At 73.0% G+C, this 10,110-nt stretch carries 9 protein-coding genes; all 9 read left to right on the top strand.

Translation table 11 applies throughout. From position 1 onward, the window contains the following. Positions 1–565, top strand: a 565-nt coding sequence (locus N790_RS14060; RefSeq protein ID WP_043805263.1) for an SDR family oxidoreductase, incomplete at its 5' end; no start/stop codon positions are given. 28 nt (positions 566–593) lie between these two features. Further along, on the top strand, positions 594–2,990 hold the full coding sequence (locus N790_RS16790; RefSeq protein WP_052385984.1) for an alpha/beta hydrolase fold domain-containing protein: 2,397 nt from the start codon (positions 594–596) through the stop codon (positions 2,988–2,990). A gap of 9 nt (positions 2,991–2,999) precedes the next feature. Next, positions 3,000–3,680, top strand: a complete 681-nt coding sequence (locus N790_RS14045) for a cupin domain-containing protein (protein WP_043805261.1) — start codon at positions 3,000–3,002, stop codon at positions 3,678–3,680. A gap of 116 nt (positions 3,681–3,796) precedes the next feature. Further along, positions 3,797–4,843, top strand: coding sequence for a dihydroorotase (pyrC, locus tag N790_RS14040; RefSeq protein ID WP_043805257.1), 1,047 nt, complete (start codon positions 3,797–3,799; stop codon positions 4,841–4,843). 233 nt (positions 4,844–5,076) lie between these two features. Further along, complete coding sequence (locus N790_RS14035; RefSeq protein WP_043805255.1) at positions 5,077–5,751, top strand: ABC transporter ATP-binding protein; 675 nt, start codon at positions 5,077–5,079, stop codon at positions 5,749–5,751. Continuing rightward, positions 5,735–6,673, top strand: a complete 939-nt coding sequence (locus tag N790_RS14030; protein WP_084062961.1) for an HlyD family secretion protein — start codon at positions 5,735–5,737, stop codon at positions 6,671–6,673. Before N790_RS14035 ends, N790_RS14030 begins: the two co-directional genes overlap by 17 nt. Continuing rightward, positions 6,670–7,635 (top strand): HlyD family secretion protein, encoded by a 966-nt coding sequence (locus tag N790_RS14025; RefSeq protein WP_043805252.1) that lies wholly within the window; start codon positions 6,670–6,672, stop codon positions 7,633–7,635. Before N790_RS14030 ends, N790_RS14025 begins: the two co-directional genes overlap by 4 nt. Continuing rightward, complete coding sequence (locus N790_RS14020) at positions 7,632–8,855, top strand: efflux RND transporter periplasmic adaptor subunit (protein ID WP_043805251.1); 1,224 nt, start codon at positions 7,632–7,634, stop codon at positions 8,853–8,855. The genes N790_RS14025 and N790_RS14020 overlap by 4 nt, the downstream gene beginning before the upstream one ends. Next, on the top strand, positions 8,852–10,105 hold the full coding sequence (locus N790_RS14015) for an ABC transporter permease (RefSeq protein WP_052385983.1): 1,254 nt from the start codon (positions 8,852–8,854) through the stop codon (positions 10,103–10,105). The genes N790_RS14020 and N790_RS14015 overlap by 4 nt, the downstream gene beginning before the upstream one ends. The last annotated feature ends 5 nt before the right edge of the window (positions 10,106–10,110 follow it).

Raw genomic sequence — 10,110 nt, 5'->3', positions numbered from 1 at the left:
CGACCCGGCCGCCCTGGGCGCCGCCAGCCTGCACGGCGGCGTGGACCTGGGCGACGCCGGCTCGGCCGCCGCCGCCTTCGACGCCATCGTGAAAGCCCACGGCCGCCTCGACGGCCTGGTGAACATCGCCGGCGGTTTCGCCTGGGAGAAGGTGCAGGGCGGTTCGCTCGACACCTGGGACGCGCAGTACCGCATGAACCTGCGCACCGCCGTGGCCGCCATCCAGGCCGCGCTGGCGCACCTGCCCGACGGCGGCCGCATCGTGAACATCGGCGCCAACGGCGCGCTGAAGGCCGGCGCCGGCATGGGCGCGTACGCGGCTTCGAAGGCCGGCGTGATGCGCCTCACCGAGGCCCTGGCCGAAGAGCTCAAGGACCGCGGCATCACCGTCAACGCGCTGCTGCCGAGCATCATCGACACCGCCGCGAACCGGAAGGACATGCCCGACGCCGACTTCAGCCGCTGGGTGCAGCCGGCGCAGCTGGCGGCCACCATCGCCTTCCTGCTCTCCGACGGCGCGGCCGCCATCACCGGCGCGCTGATCCCGGTGGTCGGCCGGGTCTGATCCCACCCACGCGCGGGACGACGACACCATGGCCTCCAACGACACGCTGCAGGCCGCCGTCCTTCGCACCACGCTGCGCCTGCTGCTCAAGCCCGCGCTGTCGCCGCGCGTGCCGCTGGGCTTCCAGCGCCGCTGGATGAGCCTGCTGGCGGGCATTGCCCGGCTGCCGGCCGGCGTGGCGCGGCAGGACACCGAGGCGGCCGGCGTGCCCGCCGAACGCTGGCAGGACACGCGCGCACCCGCCTGCCGCCCCGGCACCGTGCTGATGCTGCACGGCGGCGCCTTCTGCGCCGGCTCCCCGCGCACGCATCGCGCGCTGGCCGCGTGGCTGGCGCGCGACGGCGGCTTCCCCGTGGTCGTGCCCGATTACCGCCTGGCACCGGAGCATCCGTTCCCCGCCGCGCTCGACGACGCGCTGGCGGCGTACGACGCGCTCGCCGCGCAGGGTCCGGTGCTGCTGGTCGGCGATTCCGCCGGTGGTGGCCTGGCGCTGGCCCTGGCGCAGAAGATCCGCGACACGGCGCGCCCCGCGCCCGCCGCGCTGGCCTTGCTCTCGCCCTGGGTGGACCTGCGCCCGGGCCAGCTGCCCGAACCGGTGCCCGGCGAAACCATGCTGGGCGCGGCCTGGCTGCAGGCCTGCGCCCGCCACTATGCCGGCGAAAACACCGGCGACCCGCGCGTGTCGCCCTTGCTTGGCGAGCTGCGTGGCCTGCCGCCCACTTTCCTGCAATGCGGCAGCGACGAACTGCTGTGCGCGCAGTCGCGCTCCCTGGCGGAGGCGCTGCAGGCCGCTGGCGTACCCACGACGCTCGAAGTGGTTCCCGGCCGCTGGCATGTCTTCCCATTGCACGCCGGCCAGCTGCCGTCCGCGAACGCCGCCGTGTCGCGCCTCGCGCGCTTCCTGCAGCAGCACCTCGACGCCACCGCCGCGCCGCGCCACGACGTGCACGAGGTGGTCATCCTGGGCGCCGGCATGTCGGGCCTGTGCATGGCGATGCAGCTGCAGCGCGAAGGCCGGCACGACTTCGTGCTGCTCGAACAACAGCCCGGCCTGGGCGGCACCTGGTGGGACAACCGCTACCCCGGCGCCCAGGTGGACGTGCCGGCGCCTGCGTATTCGTTTTCCTTCGCGCCGAACCCGTACTGGCGCCAGCGTTTCGCCAACGCACCGGAAATCCAGGCCTACCAGCAGGCGCTGGCGGAGAAACACGGCCTGTTCGCGCGCCTGCGCCTGGGCACGCGGCTGAGCGAAGCGCGCTTCGACGAGGCCAGCGGCCTGTGGCAGTTCCGCACCGCGCGCGGCGACACGCTGGCGGCGCGCTTCTTCGTCTGCAGCACCGGCCCGCTCAGCCAGCCGCGCTGGCCCGATATCCCGGGCCTCGACGACTTCCGCGGCGACAAGCTGCACTCCGCGCGCTGGGACGCCAGCATCCCGCTGGCGGGCAAACGCATCGCCGTGGTCGGCACCGGCTCGACCGCCGTGCAGCTGATCCCGCCCATCGCCCGCGAGGCGGCGCGGCTGCACGTGTTCCAGCGCACCGCGAACTGGGTGTTGCCGCGCTTCGAGCGCCGCTACTACTGGTTCGACGGCCTGCTGGCGCGGTTCCCGCCCTACGCGAAGGCGGTGCGCTTTGGCTGGGTGCAGTTCCTGGAACTCACGCGCCGCGGTTTCCAGGACGGCACGTTGATGCGCCGCTTCATGCTGGGCCTGGCCGCGCGCCACCGCCGCAGCCAGGTGCCTGACAAGGACAAGCGCGCCGCGCTCACGCCCGACTACCCGCTGGGCTGCAAGCGCATCATCTACGCCAACGACTACTACCCGGCGCTGGCACGGCCGAACGTGGAGCTGGTGACCACCGGCATCGCGCGCTTCACGACGGGCGGCATCATCACCACCGACGGCACCGAGCGGCCGCTGGACGCCGTGGTCTGCGCCACCGGCTTCGACACCGTGCACCTGCTGCAGTCGGTGCAGGTCACCGGCCGCGGCGGCCGCACCCTGGCCGAGGCCTGGCGCGACGGCCCCGAGGCCTTCCACGGCATCAGCGTGGCGGGTTTCCCCAACCTGTTCCTGATGCTGGGCCCGAACACCGCCACCGGCCACACCTCCACGCTGCTCTACATCGAGCCGGCGGTGCGCCACGCCATCGCCTGCATGCAGGCCGTGCGCCGCGCCGGCTACCGCGCCATCGAACTGCGCGCCGAGGTGCAGCAGGCCCACAACGCCGCCCTGCAGCAGCGCCTGGCGGGCTCGGTGTGGGCGCAGTGCCGCAGCTGGTACCGCATGGACAACGGCAAGGTCATCGCCATCTTCCCCGGTTTCACCCGCGAATACGTGCGGGCGGTGCGCGAGCCGGATTTCAACGACTACCGCTTCCACGGGGCGCCCGAGGCCTCCACCGCCCCTGCACGGCCGCCGGCCTAGACTGGCGGCATGAAGATCAACGCCGATTTCAGCCAGCGCGTGGTGCTGCGGCCGGGCGACACGCCGTGGCTGGCCTCGCCGTCGCCGGGCGTCGAGCGCCGGATGCTCGACCGCATCGGCGGCGAACAGGCGCGCGCCACCAGCCTGGTGCGCTACGCGCCGGGTTCGGCCTTCCCCGAACACGGCCACCCGGCGGGCGAGGAAATCCTGGTGCTCGAGGGCGTGTTCAGCGACGAACGCGGCGACCATGGCCCCGGCACCTACCTGCGCAACCCGGAAGGTTTCCGCCATGCGCCGCGCAGCGCCGGCGGCTGCACGCTGTTCGTGAAGCTGCGCCAGTTCGCGCCCGGCGACGCGGCCAGCGTCACCATCGACACCGCCCACGGCGACTGGCGCCCCGGCCTGGTGCCGGGCCTGCGGGTGATGCCGCTGCATTCCTTCGGCACCGAACACACGGCGCTGGTCGACTGGGCGCCGGGCACGGTGTTCCAGCCGCACACGCATTTCGGCGGCGAGGAGATCCTGGTGCTGCGCGGGGTGTTCGAAGATGAGCATGGCGCTTATCCCGCCGGCAGCTGGCTGCGCAGCCCGCACCTGTCGCGGCATGCGCCGTTCACGCGGGACGGGGCGACCATCCTGGTGAAGGTGGGGCACCTGGACGAGGAGCGGTTGCGGTCCTGGCTGGAGTAGGCGATCCCCCTCTCCCCAACCCCTCTCCCGCAAGCGGGAGAGGGGCCGGGGGAGAGGGGCGCGGCCCTCGCCCGGATGCGAGACAATAGCCGCCTCCCCGCACCCGCCCCACCGCCATGACCACCCGCCTCACCATCACCCGCCCCGACGACTGGCACCTGCACCTGCGCGACGGCGACATGCTGGCGCGCGTGCTGCCCGACACCGCGCGCCGCTTCGGCCGCGCCATCGTCATGCCCAACCTGGTGCCGCCGGTGGTGAACGCCACGCTGGCCGGCGCCTATCGCCAGCGCATCCTCGCGGCGGTGCCGGCCGGGATGGACTTCGAGCCGCTGATGACGCTCTACCTCACCGAGCGCACCACGCCGGCCGACATCGCCGAGGCCAGGGCCAGCGGCTTCGTGCACGCGGTGAAGTGGTACCCGGCGGGCGCCACCACCAACTCCGATTCCGGCGTGCGCCAGGTCGCGAACTGCCACGAGGCGCTGCTGGCGATGGAACGGCACGACCTGCCGCTGCTGGTGCACGGCGAAGTGACCGACGCGCACGTGGACGTGTTCGACCGCGAGGCCGTGTTCATCGACACCCTGCTCAAGCCGCTGGTGCAGCGCTACCCGAAGCTGCGCATCGTGCTCGAGCACATCACCACGCGCCAGGCGGCGGAATTCGTGGCGGCGGCGCCGGCCAACGTGGCGGCCACCATCACGCCGCACCACCTTCTGATGAACCGCAACGCCCTCTTCCAGGGCGGCATCCGCCCGCACCATTACTGCCTGCCGGTGCTCAAGCGCGAGGAGCACCGCCTTGCGCTCGTGGCCGCCGCCACCAGCGGCAGCCCGAAGTTCTTCCTGGGCACCGACAGCGCCCCGCACACCCGAGGCGCCAAGGAAGCGGCCTGCGGCTGCGCCGGCATGTACAGCGCGCACGGCGCCATCGAGCTCTACGCCGAGGTGTTCGAGCAGCAGAACGCGCTCGACAGGCTCGAAGCCTTCGCCAGCTTCCACGGGCCCGATTTCTACCGCCTGCCGCGCAACACGGGCACGCTCACCCTGGTGCGCGAACCCTGGGTGGTGCCGGCCGAACTGGGCGAAGGCAGCAGCGCGCTGGTGCCGCTGCGCGCCGGCACCGAGCTGGCCTGGCGGCTCGCCGACGCCACCGGCTGACGCGCGCGGGATCGGTGCGCCGAGAAATTTTCTTGGTCCATTCCGGGCCCAATGCGTGGACTCTGGTCTCGTCCCCGGAAGCACGGCCTGCATCGGCACCGGCTTCTGATCCGAACAGGGGAGGAAAGGGCCCGGCCGGCGCCTGCCGGGCCCTTTCCGCTTTCACGGCTGCCCTTGCGGCCGTCGCCCGGTTCACCTATTAGTTCAGCCTCGACCAATCGCTGCAGGTGCGGATGATCCACCTCGAAGGCATCGCCCGCACCTATTCGGTGGAGGGCCAATCCATTCCGGCCCTGGCGGGCGTGGACCTGCACATCGGCCGCGGCGAGCACGTGGCCATCACCGGTGCCTCGGGTTCGGGCAAGTCCACCCTGCTCAACGTGCTCGGCTGCCTCGACCGCCCCAGCGCGGGTAGCTACCGGCTCGAAGACGCCGACGTCGCCACGCTCGACGACGACGCCCTGAGCGAACTGCGCAACCGCCGCATCGGCTTCGTGTTCCAGTCCTTCCACCTGCTGCCGCGGCTGAGCGTGCTCGAAAACGTGCTGCTGCCGCTGCGTTATTGCCTCGACCCGGTGCCCGGCGCCGAAGACTACGCCCGCGAGCTGCTCGGCCGCGTCGGGCTGGCCGACCGCATGGCGCACCGCCCGCAGCAGCTGTCCGGCGGCCAGCAGCAGCGTGCCGCCATCGCCCGTGCCCTGCTGCTAAAGCCCGCGCTGCTGCTGGCCGACGAACCCACCGGCAACCTCGATTCGAAAACCGCGGCCGACGTGCTGGGCCTGTTCGCCGAGCTGCACCGCGACGGCCAGACCGTGGTGCTGGTGACCCACGACCCCGACGTGGCCGAACGCGCGCCGCGCCAGGTGCGCATGCGCGACGGCAAGGTGGACCATGATTCCGGGCGCTGAACTGCTACTGGCGGTGGTGCTCAGCGGCCAGGTGCGCGCACCCGACGCCGAGGTCATCTACGCCCCGATGTCCGAATCCAGCCCCGTGACCCTGCGCTACGCCGTGCCCGACGGCACGGCCGTGGAGCCCGGCGATTCGCTGGTGCGCATCGACCCGGGTGCCGCGCTGGCCCAGCAGGAGTCGCTCAAGGTCCAGCTCGTGCAGACCCGCGCCCGCATCGCCAAGGAGCTGGCCGAACTGGCGGTGCGCGAACTCGACGCCCGGCTGGCCCTGGTGGACGCCGACGCCGCGCTGGCGAAGGCGAAGGTGGACGCCGCCATCCCGTCCGACTACATCGCCCGCATCGACGTGGACCGCTACGCCGGCGAACTGGCGCGCGCCGGACGCGAGCACGCGCTCAAGCAGGAAGAACTGCGCACCGCCCGCGAAGCCGTCGCCCGCCGCCGCGCCGACGGCGAGCTGGAAGTGGCCAAGATGCAGACCGACCTCGATTACGCGGCCTCGGTGATTGCCATGGCCGAGCAGCGCGCCGTGGGCAGCGGCGTCGCCAGCTTCTACTTCAATCCCTGGAGCGGCCAGCGCTACGAGGAAGGCGCCTCGGTGAACGCCGGCGAGGCCATCGGCGAACTGGTGCGGCCCGGCGCGCTGGGCGTGCGCGCCTTCGCGCTCGAGCCCGACCGCCGCGGCCTGGTCGAGGGCCAGGCCGTGCAGCTGCGCTTCGACGCCGTGCCGGGCAAGACCGTCGAGGGCCGCATCACCGGCATCGCCGGCAGCCCCACGGCCAAGGCCGAGTGGGGCAGCGGCCGCTATTTCGTGGTGGACGTCGCCCTGCCGGACGGCCACGGCCTGCCGCTGCGCCCCGGCATGAGCGTGCGCGTCATCGCCGAACCCGCCCAGTCCGCCGCGGGGGCCGCGCCTTGATCCGCGCCGCCGCCCTGCTGCTGGCCCTGGCCGCGGGCACCGCCGCGGCCGACACGCTCACGCTGGAAGGCGAGGTGGCCGCGCTCAGCAGCGCGCCCATCATGCCGCCCACGGTGCGCAACGTCTGGAACCTGCAGATCACCCAGCTCGCCGCCGACGGCGCGGCGCTCAAGCAGGGCGAACCCGCGGTCACCTTCGACGGCACCGAGCTGCAGCGCCGGCTGATGGAGGCCCAGGGCCTGCTCAAGCAGAAACAGAGCGAGCAGGCCAAGCTGCTGCTCGACCTCGCCGAGCGCGAGCGCACCGAGCGCCTGGCCACCGCCGAGCAGGCCGCCACGCTGGACAAGGCCGAGCGCAAGGCCGACCAGCCCGCCGACATCATCCGCTCGGTGGACTACCGCAAGCTGGTGATCGAGCGCGAGCAGGCCGCCCGCCGCGCGGCGCTGATGCGCGAGCGCGAAGTGCTGGCGCGCCGGCAGCGCGAGGCCGAGCGCGCGCTCGTCGCCGCCGAGGTGGCCCAGGCCAGCACCGACGTGGCCGAACTGAGCCGCGCGATCGGCCTGCTCACCGTGCCGGCGCCGCGCGACGGCGTGCTGGTGGTCAAGAGCAACTGGCGCGGCGAGCGTTTCGAAGTGGGCACCTCGGTCTGGGTCGGGCAGACCGTGGCCGAGATGCCCGACCCGTCCACCCTGGTGGTGCGCGCCACGCTGGCCGAGCGCGACATGCTGCGCATCGCCGAAGGCCTGCCGGCGCGCGTGCAGGTGCAGGGCGGCGCCGGCCGGCGGCTGTCGGGCAAGGTGCTGGAGCTCGGGCGCGCGGTGCGCAGCAAGTCGCGCCTGGCGCCGGTGCCGGTGATCGACGTGCTGGTGAGCCTGGAAGGCGACACCAGCGGCCTCAAGACCGGCATGCCGGTGAGCGTGGAAGTCACCGTGCCCGCGGCCAAAGCGGAGGCGGCGCCATGACCCGGCCCGCCCTGGCCCTGCTCGCCATGCTGCTGCTGGCCGCCTGCGCCAGCGAAGACGGCGCCGTCACCGCCACCGAAACCGTGGCCGCGGCGCCGGTCGAGTTCTGGGTGCGCGCCGAGGGCGAGCTCAAGGCCGCCAAGGCCACGCCCCTGCGCGTGCCCGGCCAGAACTTCGCGCGCCGCCAGCTGGTGTGGATGCTGCCCGACGGCAGCCCGGTGAAGAAGGGCGACCTGGTGGCGCGCTTCGAGGCCGCGCAGTCGAAGCTGCAGCTCGACAAGGCCCTGCTCGACCTGCAGCGCAACGCCCTGGCGCGCGCCAGCAAGGAAGGCGAGCTCGAGGTCGGGCTCGACCGCGTCGAAGTGGAACTGGCGCAGGCCGAATCGGCCCTGGCCATCGCCCGCCGCTACGCCCGCGCCGACTTCGAGGCCCTGGCCCGCAACGTCGTGCTCGACGCGGTGGAGGACGAGGAATTCCTGCAGGAAAAAACCGGCGTGCTGCGCTGGCGCCAGGACCAGTCGGCGCAGCGCGGCGAAGCCGAGCTCGACGTGCTGGGCGTGCAGCGCAACACCCTGGAAGCCGACGCCGCCAACAAGCGCGGCGACCTGGACGCCCTGGAGCTGCGCGCCCCGCACGACGGCATCTTCATGCTGGCCATCAGCTGGAGCGGCGAGCTGCCGCGCATCGGCGAGCAGATGTGGGCCAGCACCGAGTTCGCCAACCTGCCCGACATCGACGCACTGGAAGTGGAGCTGCGCCTGCCGCAGCAGGAAGCGCAGGGCCTGGCGCTCGGCCAGAAGGTGGAACTGGCGCCGCTGGGCCACCCGGGCCAGCAGGCGGTGGGCGAGGTCACCTGGGTCGCCAGCGCGCCGCGCGCGGTAAGCCGGCAGAACCCGGCGAAGTTCGTGTCCGCCAAGGCCAGCGTGCCGGCCGAAGCGGCGAAGCGGCACGGTTGGGTGCCGGGCCAGGCCTTCACCGGCCGCGTCATCCTGCTGTCGGCGCCGGAAGCGCTCACCGTGCCCAACGTGGCGCTGTCGGGCGAAGGCGACCAGGCCTTCGTCACCGTGCTCGACGGCGGCGAACCGGTGCGCCGCCCGGTGGAGCTGGGCAAGCGCGGGCCGGCGCGCACGCAGGTGCTGTCGGGCCTGGCCGCCGGCGAACGCGTGCTGCTGGCCGCCGACGCGCCCGCCGCCAACGACGAAGCCGGGGCCGCGCCATGATCGAATGGCGCCACCTCAACGACCGCGTCGCCTGGCGCGAAGCCTTCGAGGAGCTGGCCCGGCGCAAGCTGCGCACCGGCCTCACCCTGCTGGGCCTGGTGTTCGGCGTGGGCTCCATCGTGGCCATGCAGGCGGTGGGCGAGGGCAGCCGGCGCGAAGCGCTGCGCCTGGTCGAGGGCCTGGGCCTGACCAACCTGGTGGTGGAAGCCAAGACCTTCGACGAAACCTCGCTGCGCGAACTGCGCGCCCGCAGCCTGGGCCTCACCCGCGCCGACGCGCAGGCCGCGCTCGACGTGGTGCCGGGCGCCGTGGCCATGGCCGCCGAAAAACGCCTGCGCACCGACGCCGTCGCCAGCGACCACGCCGCCAGCGACGCCCAGGCCAGCGCCATTTCGCCCAGCTTCTTCGAACTCGGTTCGCTGCGCGTGGCGGAAGGCCGCGCGCTGACGCAGGCCGACGAGGACGCCCTGGCCGCCGTGGCCGTGCTCGGCCACCAGGCCGCGCGCAGCCTGTTCCCGCAGGGCGGCGCGGTGGGCCAGCACGTCAAGGTCAACCACGCCTGGCTGGAAGTGGTGGGCGTGCTGGCCGACCGCGACCTCAGCGCCGACCGCTTCCAGGGCGTGCCGCTGGGGCTGGAGAGCAACCGCGTGTTCGTGCCGCTGGCCAGCGGCCTGGCGCGTTTCCGCCTGCAGCCGATGGAAGACGAAGTGGACCGCCTGCTGGTGCGCGTGGACGCGCCCGAGCGCATCGGCGAGGGCGCGCAGGTACTGGCGGCGCTGCTGAAGCAGCGCCACGCCGGCGCCGACGACTACAGCCTGGTCATCCCGGCCCAGCTGTTCGCCCAGCACCAGCAGACCCAGCGCATCTTCCGCGTGGTGATGAGCGCCATCGCCGGCGTCAGCCTGCTGGTGGGCGGCATCGGCATCATGAACATCATGCTGGCCAACGTGCTCGAGCGCCGGCGCGAAGTGGGCCTGCTGCGCGCGCTCGGCGCCCGTCGCACCGACGTGGTGGCGCAGTTCCTGCGCGAGGCGGCCGTCATCTGCGTGGCCGGCGCGCTGCTGGGCGTGGCCTTCGGCATCGCGCTGGCCTACGCCATCGCCACGCTCGCGGGCTGGGACGTGGCCTGGGCGCCGCTGCCCATCGTGGTGGCGGTGCTGCTGTGCACGGCCGTGGGTTTGGCCTTCGGCGTCTACCCCGCCAAGCAGGCCGCCGACCTGGACCCCATCGCCTCGCTGCGCACGGAATGAAAAAC

Origin of the sequence: Arenimonas malthae CC-JY-1, assembly GCF_000747075.1 — a bacterium.
GTDB lineage: Bacteria > Pseudomonadota > Gammaproteobacteria > Xanthomonadales > Xanthomonadaceae > Arenimonas > Arenimonas malthae.
Note: the sequence above shows the minus strand (reverse complement) of the source record. Positions and strands in the feature narration are given on the sequence as shown.

Excerpts from the sequence above, each read along its gene's own strand:
- N790_RS14020 (WP_043805251.1), top strand. The coding sequence starts at position 7,632 with ATGACCCGGCCCGCCCTGGCCCTGCTCGCCATGCTGCTGCTGGCCGCC.
- N790_RS14015 (WP_052385983.1), top strand. The coding sequence starts at position 8,852 with ATGATCGAATGGCGCCACCTCAACGACCGCGTCGCCTGGCGCGAAGCC.
- N790_RS14045 (WP_043805261.1), top strand. The coding sequence starts at position 3,000 with ATGAAGATCAACGCCGATTTCAGCCAGCGCGTGGTGCTGCGGCCGGGC.
- N790_RS14030 (WP_084062961.1), top strand. The coding sequence starts at position 5,735 with ATGATTCCGGGCGCTGAACTGCTACTGGCGGTGGTGCTCAGCGGCCAG.
- pyrC (WP_043805257.1), top strand. The coding sequence starts at position 3,797 with ATGACCACCCGCCTCACCATCACCCGCCCCGACGACTGGCACCTGCAC.
- N790_RS16790 (WP_052385984.1), top strand. The coding sequence starts at position 594 with ATGGCCTCCAACGACACGCTGCAGGCCGCCGTCCTTCGCACCACGCTG.
- N790_RS14035 (WP_043805255.1), top strand. The coding sequence starts at position 5,077 with ATGATCCACCTCGAAGGCATCGCCCGCACCTATTCGGTGGAGGGCCAA.